Source organism: Streptomyces sp. LS-MS-L19, from assembly GCF_058382285.1.
This window is the reverse complement of the sequence record NZ_JBYCLL010000001.1, coordinates 2268504-2284069: the sequence shown is the minus strand read 5'-3', so window position 1 is coordinate 2284069 and position 15566 is coordinate 2268504. Positions and strand designations below refer to the sequence as shown.

At 70.0% G+C, this 15566-nt stretch carries 14 protein-coding genes; 8 read left to right on the top strand and 6 right to left on the bottom strand.

The window, feature by feature from the left end:
- The first annotated feature begins 42 nt into the window (after positions 1–42).
- Positions 43–840 (top strand): HAD family acid phosphatase, encoded by a 798-nt coding sequence (locus AC2XR2_RS10080; RefSeq protein WP_491514836.1) that lies wholly within the window; start codon positions 43–45, stop codon positions 838–840.
- Here the strand turns inward: AC2XR2_RS10080 and AC2XR2_RS10075 are convergent.
- Positions 837–3035: a glycoside hydrolase family 43 protein gene (locus AC2XR2_RS10075; protein WP_491514835.1), complete on the bottom strand. Its 2199-nt coding sequence runs from the start codon at positions 3033–3035 to the stop codon at positions 837–839. The genes AC2XR2_RS10080 and AC2XR2_RS10075 overlap by 4 nt on opposite strands.
- A gap of 207 nt (positions 3036–3242) precedes the next feature.
- Between AC2XR2_RS10075 and AC2XR2_RS10070 the strand changes: the two genes are divergently transcribed.
- A complete protein-coding gene (locus tag AC2XR2_RS10070) occupies positions 3243–4397 on the top strand; it encodes a right-handed parallel beta-helix repeat-containing protein (RefSeq protein WP_491514834.1) in 1155 nt (384 codons plus the stop codon).
- Between the two features lie 241 nt (positions 4398–4638).
- Here the strand turns inward: AC2XR2_RS10070 and AC2XR2_RS10065 are convergent, their stop codons facing one another.
- Positions 4639–5493: a hypothetical protein gene (locus AC2XR2_RS10065; RefSeq protein WP_491514833.1), complete on the bottom strand. Its 855-nt coding sequence runs from the start codon at positions 5491–5493 to the stop codon at positions 4639–4641.
- Positions 5490–6056 carry a SigE family RNA polymerase sigma factor gene (locus AC2XR2_RS10060; RefSeq protein ID WP_330267770.1) on the bottom strand — a complete coding sequence of 189 codons (567 nt, stop codon included), beginning with the start codon at positions 6054–6056 and terminating at the stop codon, positions 5490–5492. Before AC2XR2_RS10060 ends, AC2XR2_RS10065 begins: the two co-directional genes overlap by 4 nt.
- 239 nt (positions 6057–6295) lie before the next feature.
- On the opposite strand from AC2XR2_RS10060, the gene AC2XR2_RS10055 reads away from it, so the two are divergent.
- Positions 6296–7699 carry an NCS2 family permease gene (locus tag AC2XR2_RS10055; protein ID WP_381298791.1) on the top strand — a complete coding sequence of 468 codons (1404 nt, stop codon included), beginning with the start codon at positions 6296–6298 and terminating at the stop codon, positions 7697–7699.
- A gap of 13 nt (positions 7700–7712) precedes the next feature.
- Here AC2XR2_RS10055 and AC2XR2_RS10050 read toward each other — a convergent pair whose 3' ends face one another.
- The 3 genes from AC2XR2_RS10050 to AC2XR2_RS10040 all read right to left on the bottom strand — a co-directional run bounded on the left by AC2XR2_RS10050 (position 7713) and on the right by AC2XR2_RS10040 (position 10526).
- The gene (locus AC2XR2_RS10050; protein WP_491514832.1) at positions 7713–9164 is read right to left on the bottom strand and encodes a peptidoglycan D,D-transpeptidase FtsI family protein; all 1452 of its coding nucleotides are present in this window, start codon (positions 9162–9164) and stop codon (positions 7713–7715) included.
- A 92-nt stretch (positions 9165–9256) separates the two neighbouring features.
- Positions 9257–9727, bottom strand: coding sequence for a GNAT family N-acetyltransferase (locus tag AC2XR2_RS10045; RefSeq protein WP_381298793.1), 471 nt, complete (start codon positions 9725–9727; stop codon positions 9257–9259).
- Positions 9728–9752: 25 nt separating this feature from the next.
- The gene (locus tag AC2XR2_RS10040) at positions 9753–10526 is read right to left on the bottom strand and encodes an IclR family transcriptional regulator (protein WP_020121403.1); all 774 of its coding nucleotides are present in this window, start codon (positions 10524–10526) and stop codon (positions 9753–9755) included.
- Between the two features lie 129 nt (positions 10527–10655).
- On the opposite strand from AC2XR2_RS10040, the gene AC2XR2_RS10035 reads away from it, so the two are divergent.
- From AC2XR2_RS10035 to AC2XR2_RS10015, 5 genes are all read left to right on the top strand, one after another.
- Positions 10656–12185, top strand: coding sequence for an aldehyde dehydrogenase (NADP(+)) (locus AC2XR2_RS10035; RefSeq protein ID WP_449349439.1), 1530 nt, complete (start codon positions 10656–10658; stop codon positions 12183–12185).
- A 45-nt stretch (positions 12186–12230) separates the two neighbouring features.
- A complete protein-coding gene (locus AC2XR2_RS10030; RefSeq protein WP_330267775.1) occupies positions 12231–12839 on the top strand; it encodes a DUF1349 domain-containing protein in 609 nt (202 codons plus the stop codon).
- Between the two features lie 105 nt (positions 12840–12944).
- Entirely contained in the window at positions 12945–13670 is a 726-nt protein-coding gene (locus AC2XR2_RS10025) for a DsbA family oxidoreductase (RefSeq protein ID WP_330267776.1), read from the top strand.
- Positions 13671–13768: 98 nt separating this feature from the next.
- A complete protein-coding gene (locus AC2XR2_RS10020; protein ID WP_491514831.1) occupies positions 13769–14830 on the top strand; it encodes an aminotransferase class V-fold PLP-dependent enzyme in 1062 nt (353 codons plus the stop codon).
- 58 nt (positions 14831–14888) lie between these two features.
- Entirely contained in the window at positions 14889–15497 is a 609-nt protein-coding gene (locus tag AC2XR2_RS10015; protein WP_381298796.1) for a sigma-70 family RNA polymerase sigma factor, read from the top strand.
- Positions 15498–15566 lie beyond the last annotated feature (69 nt).

Genomic DNA, 15566 nt, shown 5'->3' with positions numbered 1-15566 from the left:
GGGTCTCGCGCCCGACATGGTGACGCGCGTAGAACGTCTGTCATGCATAAGCCATTGCGTATCGCAGCCGTCACCGCGGCGTGTGCCGTCGCCGCCGGCGCCCTCTACGGCGCCGGCGCGGCCACCGCCGGCCAGTCCACGGCGAACTCCACGCACGAGCCCTACAACATCGGGCTCCTGGTCAAGGACATCGACACCTACTACGGCACCGCGGCCGACGCGAACGGTGTCTACCAGGCGTCGCCCACCAGCCCCTACGCCAAGGACCTGGCGTCCATCGACAAGGCGGCCCGGAAGTACATCGACCAGGCCGCCCGCAAGGCGCACCACCGGGGTGAGAAGCCCGCCGTCGTCTTCGACATCGACGACACGCTGCTGCTCAGCCTCGACTACGAGAAGCGCTACAACTACACGTACAACGCCACCACCTGGGCCGACTACGTGAACAGGGCCGACCGCCCGGGGGTCTTCGGCAGCGCCGAGCTGGTGCAGTACGCCGAGAAGAAGGGCGTCGAGGTCTTCTACAACTCCGGTCTGAGCGAGGCGCAGCGGACCGCCGCCGTCGAGAACCTGAAGAAGATCGGCGCCGACGTGAACCTCGACGCCGACCACATGTTCCTCAAGGACAAGGCGAACCCGCCGTCCTACCTGAACGCCTGCGCCACGCCCGGCACCTGGACCTGCACCACCGTGCAGTACAAGTCCGGTACCCGGCAGCACATCGAGAAGGACCTCGGGTACGAGATCATCGCCAACTTCGGCGACCAGTACTCCGACCTCGACGGCGGCTACGCCGACAGGACGTACAAGCTGCCCAACCCGACGTACTTCGTCAGCTAGTTCTTCACCGGCCGGATTCCTTCGAGGGTCGGCACCACCGGCTCGATCGAGCCGTCCGCCGCGAACTCCATGCGGTCGATGGTCGTTTCACGGTGCATGCCGTCCCCGCCCGGCCTCCCCGGCCCGTTCAGGGCGAACCGGTGGTAGACGACGTACCAGTCGTCGGTGCCGGGGACGTTCACCACGGAGTGGTGGCCGGTGGCGAGGATGCCGTACTCGGGACGCTTGGACAGGATCGTCCCCTTCTTGGTCCACGGGCCGAGCGGGGACGGTCCCGTCGCATAGGCGACGTGGTAGTCCTCGCTGCGGGTGTCGTCCTCGGACCACATGAAGTAGTACGTGCCGTTCCGCTTGATCACGAAGGACCCCTCGCGGAAGTTGTCCGGGGTGATGTCCTTCACCTTCGCCGGGTCGTACGAGGTCATGTCGTCGTCGAGCGGCACCACGTACCCGTGCCCGTTGCCCCAGTAGAGGTACGACGTCCCGTCGTCGTCCGTGAAGACGGCCGGGTCGATCATCTGGCCCGGCAGCGCGCCGCCCTTCGCCACCAGCGGCTTGCCCAGCGCGTCCTTGAAGGGCCCGGCGGGGGAGTCCGCCACCGCCACACCGATCTGCTGCTCGGCGCAGAAGTAGAAGTAGTACTTCCCGTCCCGCTCGGCGATCGCCGGTGCCCAGGCGTACCTGTCGGCCCACGACACGTCCGCGCCGAGGTCGAGGATGACCCCGTGGTCCTTCCAGTGGACCAGGTCCTTCGACGAGTACGCCTTGAACTTCGTGCCGCCCCAGCCCTGGAAGCCGTCGGTCGTGGGGTAGATCCAGTACTCGCCGTTCAGATGGTGAACGTCCGGGTCGGCGTTCAGGCCGGGCAGGACCGGACTGCCGGTCGGCACGGCCTCGACGGTCCATCTGCGGGTGGTCCCGTCGGCCGCCGTCACCGTGTACGTCCGCGGTGTGCGGAAGTCCCGCCGGGTGCCGGACGCGGGGCTCACCCGGGCCCCCTCGCCGACCGCCAACTCCGGTGCCAGCCGGGCGAGATCGGTGCCCGGCCGCATCGGCAGCACGACCTTCGACGCGGCCTCGGTGACGATCGCGTACCCCTTCTGACCCTGCGCGGTCGCGTCCACGACGGAGGTGGGCGTGGACGGGTACGCGGCCAGCAGCCGGTCGTACTCCTGCCGCGTCACCGGAATCACGGTGCCGTGCCGGGGACTCGCGGGCAGCTGGTAGTCCGTGGACGCGGTCCACCTGCCCGAGTCGAGGTCGGTGGTCTCGAAGGGGACGTACCCGCGGCCGCCGTACTCGTCGATGAACAGGTACCACTTCTTCTCGGTGTTGGACCTGAACACCGTCGGTCCCTCACCGCGGTCCATCGCTCCGCTGCCGATGCAGTCCGCCACCAGCCGGTACGTGGTCGCGGTCAGGCTCTTCGACTTCTCGCCGGTGATGAACTTCGCGCAGGGCGAGCTGGAGGTGGGGTCCCGCTCGTCCTTGGTGTAGCGGTAGTAGGAGTCCTCGTACTTGACGACCGTCGAGTCGATCACCGAGTAGCCGGGGTCGTTCCAGACCTTCGGCGCGCTGAAGGTGCGGAAGTCCTTCGTGGTCGCGTACAGCATCTTGTTGTACGTCGATCCGGTGTGCCCGGGGTCGTCGTCGGCGTACAGCTTCGACGCCCAGAAGACGACGTACGCGTCGAGGCTGTCGTCCCAGTAGGCCTCCGGGGCCCAGGTGTTGCCCGCGTTGTCCGGAGCCACCTTCACCAGCCGCTGGTCGGTCCAGTGGACCAGGTCGGTGGACTCCCAGATCATGACCGACTTGCTGCCGTGCCGCTGGACCTCGTCCCAGCTGCCGCTGCTGTTCTTGTACATGCGCAGGTCGGTGGCGATCAGATAGAACCTGTCGCCTTCGGGGGAGCGGATCACGAAGGGGTCGCGCAGCCCCTTCTCGCCGGTCGTCGACGTCAGGACGGGCCGGCCCTGGTTCAGCTCACGCCAGTGCAGGGGGTCGTTGCCGCGGCTGAGGGCGTAGCGGATCTGCTCGCCGTCGGCGGTGCCCTCGCCGGTGAAGTAGGCGAAGAGATAGCCGGCGTACTGGGGGTGGGTCACGGGTGGAGCTCCTGAGTGGGCGGAACCGGGCGGTGCGGTGAGCAGGGCCAGGAGTAACGAGAGACAGGCGAAAAGGAGGATACGGGGGCGCATGTCGCTCCAGCGGTGTGGGGGTGTGGGGGTTTCTGTTGGGGGCGGTGCGCGCCTTCGGAGTGTTACGAGCGGAAAACAGCACGTCAATCGATGAGGGTGCGAGGAGAAGCAGCGAAAGTTTCGGTTGCTTTCGTCGAGGTACGGCAACCTCGCCGGTCACGGCGGCGACTCCAGGGCGTCTCCGTCGCCGAGGAAAGGAACGCCCCCGTGCGTCACAGCACCGGACGCCACCGCCGTACCCGCACGCTCTCCGTCGCGGCGGCGGTCGCCGTCGCGGCGGGCGCGGGCGGCGTCCACCTCGGCCTGTCGGGCGGCGGCGCCGAGGCCGCGTCCTCGACGGTCGTCGTCTCCGGCACGGCCCAGCTGGAGGCCGCGGTGCGGAACGCGACCGCCGGTACCACGATCCTGGTCCGCGCGGGCACCTACACACCGGCGGCCAGCCTCAAGTCCACCGCCGACGGCACGAGTTCGGCACGCATCACCTTGCGGCCGTACGGCGACGAGAAGGTACGGATCGACGGGTCCAGGCTCCCCGCCGGGTCCTGGCTGGCCGGGATCGACGGCGACCACTGGACCGTGCAGAACCTCACCTTCCAGAACTCCCCGGCCCAGGGGCTCGTCGTCACGTCCTCCGTCGGCGGCGTCTTCAGGAACCTCGTCACCGCGGACAACGGGGACGCCGGATTCACCCTGCGCGGGGACGGGACCCGCGACAACCTCGTCCAGAACCTGGACAGCCACGGCAACTACGACCCCGCCGGGCACGGCCGGAACGCCGACGGGATCGCCGTCAAGTTCGGCTCCGGGACCGGCAACCGGATCACCGGCGCACGCCTCTACGACAACGCGGACGACGGGATCGACCTCTGGCAGTTCTCCTCACCGGTCACCGTCGAGCACAGCTGGGCCTACGGCAACGGAAGGAACCGCTGGAGGGACCCCGCCTTCGAGGGCGACGGCAACGGGTTCGAGCTGGGCGGCGGAGGTGTCACGGTCGCGCACCTCGTCAACGACAACGCGGCCTGGGACAACGCCCGGAACGGGTTCACCGAGAACTCCAACACCGGGGCGATCGTGCTGAACCGCAACACGGCCTGGTCCAACGCCCGGACCGGGTTCTCCTTCGCCACCGGCAAGGCGCGACTGGCCCGGAACCTGGCGGTGGGCAACAAGGGGGGTCCGGTCGAGCAGGGTTCCTCGACCGTGTCCGTGGCGAACACCTGGGACAGCGGGGTGGGCACGCCCGCTTTCAGGTCGGTGGACGCGACGACGGCGTACGGGGCCCGCAAGACGGACGGTTCGCTGCCCGCGACGCCCTTCCTGACCACCGGCTCCACCACCGTCGGCTCGACGATGGACTGAAGGGACCCCACGACTGAGGGAACCGCACCGACGAAAACGCCCCGCCTGTCGTCACAGGCGGGGCGTTCCGCGTGCCGGCCCGAGGGGGGCTCCAGCCGGCAGCTGTCGACCGAGGGGGGCTCGGTCGACAGGTCGGTGCACTGGAAAAGACGTCTGAAACGAACGTGAGGTTGTGTCACTTCGGACCCAGAAGTATCACTTCAGCACAAGATCAGCCAAAGGTCAGCCCAAGAGACGACACCTAGGAGTCCCCGTCGTCCGCCGAACCGTCATCCGTCGCCGCGAAGCCGCCCTTCACGGCGAGCTCGTCGGACTTCGTGGCCGCCGTCGCCGTGTAGGCGTCGTCCTTGGCGTCCCGGCCGCCACGCTCGTGGTTGTACTGCCCGGCGAACACCCACTCGCCCTTGGGGACCGTACGGCCGTCCTTGAGCACCCAGGTGTAGACGAGGAAACCGTCCTTCTCGGCGACCGTGAGCGTGAAGTCGTCCTCGGGCAGCGACCGCCAGGCGCCGGCGTTGGTGACACCGCCGGTCTGCGCGATCCTCAACTCGACCGTGAGCGCGGTCAGTTGCTCGGAGGTCTTGAAAGTCAGATTGCTCTGCGCCCAGAACTCGTTGCTGTGCGGGTCCACCGAGCCGTCCGACCACAGCGGACCGTCCTTCACCCCGGAGGCCTGCACCTGGGTGGAGGCGCTCGGGGTGTGCGAGGGCGTACCGCTCGGCCTGTCGGGCTTCCGGGTGGGGGTGGAGCGCGGGGTCGGATCCGCCGGCGGGGCGGGCGGGCGGCTCGTGGCGTCGGGGGACGGGGTGGGCGTGTCCGTGGCGGCGACCGACTTCTGCGCGGTCGGCTCGTCCTTGACCGCGGACGCCACCGCGTAGCCACCGAGCCCCAGGACGCAGGCGACCGCGGCCGTGGCGCTGACCACCCGCACCCAGCCGTACACCGGCGGCCGGGTCGCCCGGTGGTCGGGGCGGCTCTGCTCCGACATGCCGCGCTCGACGCGGGCGAGGATCCGCTCGCGGTTCGGCTCGTGCTCCTCGGCCGCGCCCTGCAGCCGGGCGCGCAGTTCGCCGTGCACGTCCCGCTGCATGGTCATCGGTCCCTTCCTCCGGCGTCACCGGTGCGTGCCATCGCGGCCTGCATCCTCAGCGGGGCGTTCCGGGTGCCGAGCAGCCGTTGCAGCTCGGCCATCCCTTTCGAGGTCTGGCTCTTAACCGTACCGACCGACACACCGAGGGCCAGCGCGGTGTCCTTCTCGGAGAGGTCGAAGGCGTGCCGCAGCACGACACACGCCCGCTTGCGGAACGGCAGCCTGCGCAAGGCCTCCTGGACGTCGACCACGCCCGCCACGTCCGGGTTCTCGACCTTCTCCTCGCGCTGGGACCAGAACAGGGCGATCCGGCGGCGCTCGCGGACCGCGCTGCGGATGCGGGTGCGGGCCAGGTTGGCGACCACCCCGCGCGCGTAGGCCGCCGGGTGGTCGGCCGCACGCACCCGGTCCCAGCGGTGCCACAGCGCCAGCAACGCGTCCGCGGCCAGATCGTCCGCCGCGTCCGACTCACCGGTCAACAGATGGGCGAGACGGGACAGTTCGGCGTAATGGCGCTCGAAGAAGGCATGGAACTCCACGGAGGCGTCGTCGTCGACGACAGTGCCCACGGACTACCTCTCTCACGGTGGGTGTCATGTGAATGACATGTGATCGTTCCGGGCGTGCCGGGACGAGATCCGGAAGCGTAGCAGTGGATCGTGTGCATGTTCTCGTACGGGTCTTCGAACGGTGTCCGGTTCATCGGGTCCGATTCCGTAACACGGGGAAAACCCGAACCGGGTTCAACACGAGGACAATCCAGCCAGCATCCGCACACAGATCATTCAGGCACCAGGGAGCAGCCACCATGTCCGTCGACCAGTACTTCAGGATCTCCGAACGGGGGTCCACCTTCACCCGGGAGATACGAGGCGGCTTCGCCACGTTCTTCACGATGGCCTACATCCTTGTCCTGAACCCGATCATCCTCGGCAGCGCGAAGGACAAGTTCGGGCACCAGTTGGACGCGGTCCAACTGACCACCGCGACGGCCCTGGTGGCCGCGGTGATGACGATCATCATGGGCGTGGGCGGCAACCTGCCGCTCGCGCTCGCCGCCGGGCTCGGGCTGAACGCCGTCGTCGCCTTCCAGATCGCCCCGCTGATGAGCTGGGACGACGCGATGGGGCTGGTCGTCCTGGAAGGCCTGCTGATCTGCGTCCTCGTGGTCACCGGCCTGCGGGAGGCCGTCATGAGAGCCATCCCGCAACCCCTCAAGCAGGCGATCAGCGTCGGCATCGGGCTGTTCATCGCCTTCATCGGCTTCGTGGACGCGGGATTCGTCAGCCGCATCCCCGACGCGGCGAACACCACCGTGCCGGTGCAGCTCGGGGGCACCGGCGCCCTCAGCGGCTGGCCGATCCTGGTGTTCTGTCTCGGCGTGCTGCTGACGATCGGGCTGCTCGCCCGCAAGGTCAAGGGCGCGATCCTGATCAGCATCGTGACCATGACGATCCTCGCGATGATCATCAACTCCATCGCCGACATCAAGACCTGGGGACTGACGACCCCGGCCTGGCCCGACAAGATCGTCGACACCCCCGACTTCGGACTCATCGGTCACTTCAGCCTGTTCGGTGCCTTCAGCGCGCCCGGCGTGGGTGTGATCACCGTCGTCCTGCTGATCTTCACGCTGATCCTGTCCGACTTCTTCGACACCATGGGCACGGTCGTCGGCATCAGCGCGGAGGCGGGGCTGCTGGACGAGGAGGGCAAGGTGCCCAACCTGGGCCGGGTGCTCCTCATCGACGGTGCCGCGGCGGTGGCCGGCGGCGCCGCGTCCGCCTCCTCCGCCACGTCGTACATCGAGTCGGCGGCCGGGGTCGGCGAGGGCTCGCGCACGGGCTTCTCGAACCTGGTCACCGGTGGGCTGTTCGGCCTCGCGCTGTTCCTGACCCCGCTCCTGACCATCGTGCCGCTCCAGGCCGCCGCGCCCGCCCTGGTCGCCGTCGGGTTCCTGATGATGACCCAGGTCAAGCACATCGACTGGGACCGCTACGACATCGCGATCCCGGCGTTCCTGACCATCGCCGTGATGCCCTTCACCTACTCGATCACCAACGGCATCGGGGCGGGCTTCCTCGCCTACGTCGTGATCAAGCTCGTGCTCGGCAAGGCGAAGGAGATCCACTGGCTGCTGTGGGGGACGGCCGCGCTGTTCCTGGTGTACTTCGCGATCGACCCCATCGAGCAATTGCTCGGGGCCAAGTAACCACCGGAACCGCTCAGTTCTTGAGGGCCGCCTCCATCATGGCCTTGGCCACGGGGGCGGCCAGTCCGTTTCCGCTGACCTCCGAGCGGGCCGCGTTCGACTGCTCGACCACCACGGCCACGGCGACCTCCTTGCCGTCCGCCTTCCCGTAGGACGTGAACCAGGCGTACGGCGTCTGGCTGTTGTTCTCGCCGTGCTGGGCGGTGCCCGTCTTGCCGCCCACCGTGACACCGTCGATCCTCGCGTTGGTGGCGGTGCCGTCCGTCACCACCGACTGCATCGCCGACTGGAGTTGCTCCGCCGTCCGCGAGCTGACGATCTGCGTGCCGCTCGCCTCGTCGTCGTAGTTCTTCAGGACGTCGCCGCCGTTGTCGGTGATCGTCGAGACCATGTGGGGTGTCACCAGCTTGCCGCCGTTGGCTATGGCCGCGGAGACCATGGCCATCTGGAGCGGGGTCGCGGTGACGTCGTACTGGCCGATGCCGGTCAGGGCGGTGGAGGACTTGTTCATCCCGGAGGGGTAGACGCTCTCGTAGGCCCGCACCGGGATGTCCTGCGCGGCGTTGTCGAAGCCGAACTTCTCGGCCATCGCCCTCACCTTGTCCTGGCCGAGATCGACGGCCATCTTCGCGAAGACGGTGTTGCAGGAGTACTCGAGGGCGACCCGGATCGAGGCGTTCTTGCAGGGCGCCGAGGCGTTCTCGTTCCCTAGCGGGGTCACCGTGCCCGGCAGGGTGTACGGGTCCGGGCTCGCGGTCCTCTCGTCCACCGAGGAGTACAGGCCGTCCTCCAGCGCGGCCGCGGCCACCACCAGCTTGAACGTCGAACCGGGCGGCAGCGGCTGGCGCAGCGCGCGGTTGGTGAGCGGCTTGTCGGAGTCGGCGTTGAGCCGCTTCCAGGCGGTGCCCGCGGTGTTGGCGTCCGTCAGCGAGGACGGGTCGTACGACGGCGTCGACACCACCGCGAGGATCTTGCCGGTCGCCGGGTCGATCGCGACGGCCGCGCCCTTCTTGTCGCCTAGCGTGTCGTAGGCCGCCTTCTGCACGGCCGGGTCGATCGTCGTGATCACATCACCGGGCTCGGCCCGCTGGTTGGTGATCGTGTCCATGACGGTCTTCAGCCGGCTGTCCGTGCCGTTGAGGAGGTCGGCGTAGATGCCCTCCAGCTGCGTCGGGGCGTAGGCCTGCGAGGCGTAGCCCGTCACCGCCGCGTACAGCTTGCCGTTCGTGTACGTCCGCTTGTACGCGAGGTCGCTGCCCGTCGTCCTCGCGGAACCCGTGATGGCCTTTCCGGCCACGATGATGTTCCCGAGCGGCGAGGAGTACGTCTCGATCACGTTCCGCCGGTTGTCCTTGTCGTCCGCGAGTGCCTGGCCCTCGTAGAACTGCACCCAGGTCGCCCGAACCAGCAGAGCGAACACCAGGAGCAGCGCGAAGACCGATGCGCGCCTGATCGTCTTGTTCATCCCACTCAGAGGACGATCAGGCGCGAACGAATCGTTCCCATGCGTCCGCTTTTCTCATCGGACGCTCATACAACGCTGCCGCTACGGCGGTGTCAGGCGTCCAGCACCAGGACGAACTCCTCGATCTCCGCGCCGCGCGCGTTGGCGTACCCGCAGGCCCGGGCGGTCATCCGGAACCCGCACTTCTCCAGCACGCGCAGGGAGCCGGTGTTGTCGGTGGCGGCCCTGGCGTACAGGGGACGCTCGGGCACCTGGACGACCAGCTCGCGCAGGGCCGCCGTGGCGATACCGCGCCCCCAGTAGGCGCGGTCGATCCAGTACGTCACCTCGCGCTCGCCGGGTTCGCCGTACACCGCCGCGCTGCCCACCACGTCCCCGTCCGCGAGCACCGTGCGGTGCACGGCGTCCGAGGCCCGGATCCGTTTCCAGTGGGCGTCGAAGGCGTCCCGGTCGGCCGGGTCCTTCGGGGTGAACGCGGCCATGTGCAGGGCCTCGGGATCGTTCATCTGCCGGAAGAAGACCGGCAGATCACTGTCATGGACCTCTCGGAGCGCGATCTGCATACCCCGAGCCTAGGGGGTGGGTCCGTCAGAGCCTGCGGGTCGCCAGGGTCAGCCGGTCCCGTGCGTCGAACAGGGCGTCCTTCACGAGTTGTTCGTGGGCCGGGGTCAAACGGGCGACCGGTACCGAGCAGCTGATCGCGTCCCGCGCGGGGGTGCGGTAGGGGATCGCGACGCCGAAGCAGCGCAGGCCCAGGGTGTTCTCCTCGCGGTCCACCGAGAAGCCCTGCTCCCGGATCTGGTGCAGCTCCTCGATCAGCTTCTCGCGGTCGGTGATGGTGTGCTCGGTCAGCGCGGGCAGGGTCTCCGGCAGCATCTTGCGGACCTGCTCGTCGGAGTAGGTGCTCAGCAGCGCCTTGCCGAGGGAGGTGGAGTGCGCCGGGAGCCGGCGGCCGACTCTCGTGAAGGGCCGCAGGTAGTGCTGGGACTGCCGGGTGGCGAGGTAGACGACGTTGGTGCCGTCCAGGCGCGCGAGGTGGATGGTCTCCGTGGTGTCGTCCGAGAGCCGGTCCAGGGTCGGCCGGGCCGCCGCGACCACCTCGTCGCCGTCGATGTAGGAGGTGCCGACGAGCAGCGCCCGCACCCCGATGCCGTACCGCGTGCCCGTCGCGTCCGTCTCCACCCAGCCCAGCTCCACCAGCGTGCGCAGCAGCATGTAGAGGCTGGACTTGGGGTAACCGACGGCCTCCTGGACGGCCGCCAGGGAGTGCATGCCGGGGCGCCCGGCGAAGTATTCGAGCAGTTCAACCGTCCGTACCGCGGACTTGACCTGTGACCCGCCGCCCGTCTCGCCTGCCGACATCGCCCTTGACCCCTTCGTTGGACGAGAACCAGAGTTATAGTCTCCAGCAGCATATTCACCATCAGAGACAGCGTTCAGCATATCGAACGTTCCTGGTGAATGACCCGGATACACCTGGAGGGACCCGCGGTGGCAGCAGCACCAGTCTGGAGTGTCGACCCCCGAACCGGGAAGCAGCGCGAACAGGTTGCGGTGGAGGCCACAGCCCAGGAGGTGGACGCCACTGTCCGCGCCGCGTACGACGCGCGCGCCTCCCTCGCCGACCGCACCGTCCGCGCGGCCTTCCTGCGCACCGCCGCCGACCTGCTCCAGGACTCCAAGGACCACCTCGTCGAGGCCGCCGACGCCGAGACCGCGCTCGGCCCGGTCCGGCTCACCGGCGAGCTCGCCCGCACCAGCTACCAGCTGCGGGCCTTCGCCGACATCGTCGACGAGGGCGAGTTCCTCGGCGTGGTGATCAACCACCCCGACGACACCGCGACCCCGCCCGTCCCGGACCTGCGCCGCTACAAGGTCCCCCTCGGCGTCGTCGCCGTCTACTCCGCCTCCAACTTCCCCTTCGCCTTCTCGGTGGCCGGCGGCGACACCGCGAGCGCGCTCGCGGCCGGCAACCCGGTCGTCGTCAAGGCCCACCCCGACCACCCGGCCCTGTCCGAGCTGGTCGCGTCCGTGCTGCGCCGGGCCGCCGCCCAGCACGACATCCCGGCCGGTGTCCTCGGCCTGGTCCACGGCTTCGAGGCGGGCATCGAGCTGATCAAGCACCCGCTGATCGCCGCCGCGGGCTTCACCGGCTCCGTGAAGGGCGGCCGCGCCCTGTTCGACGCGGCGGCCGCGCGGCCGGTGCCGATCCCGTTCCACGGCGAGCTGGGCTCGCTGAACCCCGTCGTGATCACCGAGGAGGCGGCCGCCGAGCGCGCGGAGGCCATCGGCGCCGGCCTCGCCGGCTCCATGACCCTCGGTGTCGGCCAGTTCTGCGTGAAGCCCGGCCTGGTCCTCGTGCCGTCCGGCGCGGCGGGCGACGGCCTGGTGAAGTCCCTGACCGACGCCGTCAGCAACACCGACGCGGGCGTCCTCCTGGACCACCGCATGCGGGACAACTTCGTCGCCGGGGTCGCCGAGCGCGCACAGCTCCCCGAGGTCGAGTCGCCGGTGACGCCCGGGGCGGGCGGCGAGCACACCGTCAGCGCGGGCTTCCTCACGGTCGCCGCGGAGAAGCTGACCGAGGAGGGGGCGTACGACCTGCTCCTGGAGGAGTGCTTCGGCCCGGTGACCGTGGTGGTCCGCTACGACGACGACGCCCAGGCGCGCACGGTTCTGTCCCGGCTGCCCGGCAACCTCACGGCCACGGTCCACCTGTCCGAGGCGGAGGCCGCCGGCCAGGGCCGCGGCGGGGAGATCCTGGCCGAGCTGACCCCGCTGGCCGGCCGGGTCCTCGTGAACGGCTGGCCGACCGGGGTCGCGGTGGCCCCCGCCCAGCACCACGGCGGCCCCTACCCGGCGACCACCTCCACGTCCACGTCGGTGGGCGGTACGGCGATCGAGCGCTGGCTGCGGCCGGTGGCGTACCAGAACGCCCCCGAGGCGCTGCTGCCGCCGGAGCTGCGGGACGACAACCCGCTGGGCCTGCCCCGCCGTTTCAACAACCACCTCGAACGCTAGGCACCCGGGCGCCGGGCGCGGAGAGGGAACTGGAAAACTCTGAGGATGGACGTCGAACTCCCCGAACTCCCCTTCCCTCTCCGCACCTACGGCCCCGACGGGCACTGGGCCCACGAGGACGGCATTCTCTCCGGCTGGGCCGGCCCCCGGCAGGACCGGTTCGTGCCGCCCACGGGGGAGGCGCTCGACCCGGCCTCCGACGCGCCCCGCCTGCTCGGCTCCCCCGAGGGGGACTTCCAGCTGATAGCCCGCGTCACCGTGGGCTTCAACGGGTCCTTCGACGCGGGGGTGCTGTACGTCCACGTCGGCGAGCGGGCCTGGGCCAAGCTCTGCCTGGAGAACTCCCCGGACGTGCCCACCGTCTGCACGGTCGTCACCCGCGGCCACTCCGACGACTGCAACTCCTTCACCGTGGACGGCAGTTCGGTGTGGCTCCGGGTCAGCCGCACCGGCCGCGCCTTCGCCTTCCACGCCTCCCGCGACGGCAAGCACTGGACCTTCGTCCGCCTGTTCACCCTGGGCGACGAGAAGGAGACCGGCGCGGCCCTGGTCGGCTTCATGGCCCAGTCCCCGATGGGCGCGGGCTGCGTGGTGACCTACGACCACATCGAGTTCCGGCCGGAGTGGCCGGCCGACCTGCGCGACGGAAGTTGAGCGCTGCCGCACGGTGCGGTGGGGAATGGAACCCGCTGCTTGAATGTTCACCCATTGAAGCGGAGGGAGTCTCCGTACCCGTACGACCCTGGAGAGAGCCGAACCATGCGCGTCGAGATCTGGAGCGACATCGCCTGCCCCTGGTGCTACGTGGGCAAGGCCCGCTTCGAGAAGGCGCTGGAGGCCTTCCCGCACCGTGACGGGGTCGAGGTCGTGCACCGGTCGTTCGAGCTGGACCCGGGGCGGGCCAAGGGGGACGTGCAGCCCGTGCTCGCCATGCTCAGCAAGAAGTACGGCATGAGCGAGGCCCAGGCCCAGGCCGGCGAGGAGAACCTCGGCGCCCAGGCCGCCGCCGAGGGCCTCGCCTACCGCACCCGCGACCGGGACCACGGCAACACCTTCGACCTGCACCGCCTCCTGCACCTCGCCAAGGAGCAGGGCAGGCAGGACGAGCTGATCCAGATCTTCTACCGGGCCAACTTCGCCGAGGAGCGGTCCCTGTACAGCGAGGGCGACGAGCGGCTCGTGGAGCTCGCCGTCGAGGCCGGTCTCGACGCCGACGAGGTCCGCAAGGTCCTCGCCGACCCCACCGCCTACGCCGACGACGTCCGCGCCGACGAGCGCGAGGCCGCCGAGCTCGGCGCGAACGGCGTCCCCTTCTTCGTCCTGGACCGCAAGTACGGCGTCTCCGGCGCCCAGCCCGCCGAGGTCTTCACCCAGGCGCTCACCCAGGCCTGGGGCGACCGCTCCCCGCTCCAGCTGATCGACCAGGGCGCCGCGGACGCGGAGGCCTGCGGCCCCGACGGATGCGCCGTACCGCAGCAGCACTGACAAAAGCGCTGGTCGGCGCGGACGTATAAGCGTTTCTTAGCGGAACCACGTAAAGAATCGCAATGGACCGACAGGTCTTACGGCCCCACAGTGGACCCATGGAGACCTTCGAGAGCCTCGTCCGCGCCGAGTTCGCCCCGAAGAACACCTTCCTCAACACCGCGAGCAGCGGTCTGCTCCCGGCCCGCACCGTGACCGCCCTCCAGGAGGCCGCGCTGATCCGCGCCGAGGGCCGGCCGCTGGACCCGCTGTTCCAGGACGTGGAGCAGTCCCGCGCCGCCTTCGCCCGCCTCGCCGGTGTCCCCGTGGCCCGGGTCGCGGCCGGCCCGTCCGTGTCCACCTACTCCGGTCTGGTCGCCGCCTCGCTGCCGCCGGGCGCCGAAGTCCTCACCGCCGAGGACGACTTCACCTCCGTCGTGAACCCCTTCCACGCCCGCGGCGACCTCAAGGTGCGGATCGTGCCGCTGGAGCGGCTCGCCGACTCCGTCCGCCCCGGCACCGCCCTCGTCGCGGTCAGCGCCGCACAGTCCGCCGACGGCCGGATCGCCGACCTGCCCGCCCTGCGGGAGGCCGCGCGGGCCCACGGAACCCGCACCTACGTCGACTTCTCCCAGGCCGCGGGCTGGCTCCCGGTGGACGCCGAGTCGTACGACTACACCGTCTCCACCACCTTCAAGTGGCTGCTCGGCCCGCACGGCGCCGCCTTCCTCGTCGTGCCGCCGGAGTCCGAGGGCTTCGGCGATCTCAAGCCGGTGCTCGCGGGCTGGGTCGCGGGGGAGGTCCCGTGGGACAGCTGCTACGGCCCCATCACCGAACTGGCCCACTCCGCCCGGCGGTTCGACGTCAGCCCGGCCCTGTTCACCTGGGCGGGAACCCGCCGTTCCCTCGAATTCCTGGAGGAACTCGGCGTGGACGCCGTGCGCGCCCACGACCTCGCCCTCGCGGACCGCTTCCGCACGGGCCTCGCGGACCTCGGCCACGCCCCGCTGCCCGCCCCCGGCTCGCCGATCGTGTCCGTGCCGGGACTCGGCGGGCGGCAGCCCGGGTTGAGCGCGGCGGGCATCGAGGTGTCCAACCGGGCCGGCAACCTGCGGGCCTCCTTCCACCTGTACAACACGACCGCGGATGTGGACCGGCTTCTGGACGCCCTGTCTGACTGAAACCGCTGGCGCCGGGCCGCCGGGGACGCTAGGAAAGGCACCAAGGGGTGGTGGTGCCGTGGAGTCCACGGACGGGACGACGTCCGTACAGCAACCCGCAGACGCGGAGCTGCACCGGCGACTGGTGTACGGCGACGAGTCCGCGCTGGCCGAGGCGTACGGCGTGTACGGAGGGCTGGTGCGGGCCGTCGCGGTGCGCGTGACCCGCAGCGGGGCCGCGGCCGAGGACGTGGCGCAGGAGGTCTTCGCCCAGCTGTGGAGCAGGCCGTACGCCTTCGACGCGCGCCGGGGCAGCCTGCGCACCTGGCTGTCGCTGCTCGCCCACCGGCGGGCCGTCGACTGGGTGCGCAGCGAGGCCCGGCACCGCAAGGACGCCCTCGCCGACGACCTCGCGCTGCACGCCATCCCGGACGCCTCGCCCGGCCCCGCCGAGGCGGTCGTCGACCGGGAACGCGCCCTGCGACTGCACACCGCCCTCGCCGAACTCCCGCAGCCGCAGCGGGAGGTGGTGCACCTCGCCTACTTCGCCGGCCGCACCTACCGGCAGGCCGCCGTCGAGCTCGGCATCCCCGAGGGCACCGCGAAGACCCGGCTGCGGACCGCGCTGCGCACCTTGGCGGAGACTTTGGCCGACCCACCGGATCCGGCCCTGGAGAGGGGCGCATGATGGCGACCGGGGCAAGATGACGACAGGGGCGCGTGAGGGCGGCCCCCGCATGAGGGCTCCACAGGCATG

Bases quoted from the DNA above. Each gene is read 5' to 3' on its own strand.
- AC2XR2_RS10080 (WP_491514836.1), top strand. From the start codon at position 43: ATGCATAAGCCATTGCGTATCGCAGCCGTCACCGCGGCGTGTGCCGTC.
- AC2XR2_RS10075 (WP_491514835.1), bottom strand. From the start codon at position 3,035: ATGCGCCCCCGTATCCTCCTTTTCGCCTGTCTCTCGTTACTCCTGGCC.
- AC2XR2_RS10065 (WP_491514833.1), bottom strand. From the start codon at position 5,493: ATGACCATGCAGCGGGACGTGCACGGCGAACTGCGCGCCCGGCTGCAG.
- AC2XR2_RS10055 (WP_381298791.1), top strand. From the start codon at position 6,296: ATGTCCGTCGACCAGTACTTCAGGATCTCCGAACGGGGGTCCACCTTC.
- AC2XR2_RS10050 (WP_491514832.1), bottom strand. From the start codon at position 9,164: ATGAACAAGACGATCAGGCGCGCATCGGTCTTCGCGCTGCTCCTGGTG.
- AC2XR2_RS10045 (WP_381298793.1), bottom strand. From the start codon at position 9,727: ATGCAGATCGCGCTCCGAGAGGTCCATGACAGTGATCTGCCGGTCTTC.
- AC2XR2_RS10040 (WP_020121403.1), bottom strand. From the start codon at position 10,526: ATGTCGGCAGGCGAGACGGGCGGCGGGTCACAGGTCAAGTCCGCGGTA.
- AC2XR2_RS10030 (WP_330267775.1), top strand. From the start codon at position 12,231: ATGGACGTCGAACTCCCCGAACTCCCCTTCCCTCTCCGCACCTACGGC.
- AC2XR2_RS10025 (WP_330267776.1), top strand. From the start codon at position 12,945: ATGCGCGTCGAGATCTGGAGCGACATCGCCTGCCCCTGGTGCTACGTG.
- AC2XR2_RS10020 (WP_491514831.1), top strand. From the start codon at position 13,769: ATGGAGACCTTCGAGAGCCTCGTCCGCGCCGAGTTCGCCCCGAAGAAC.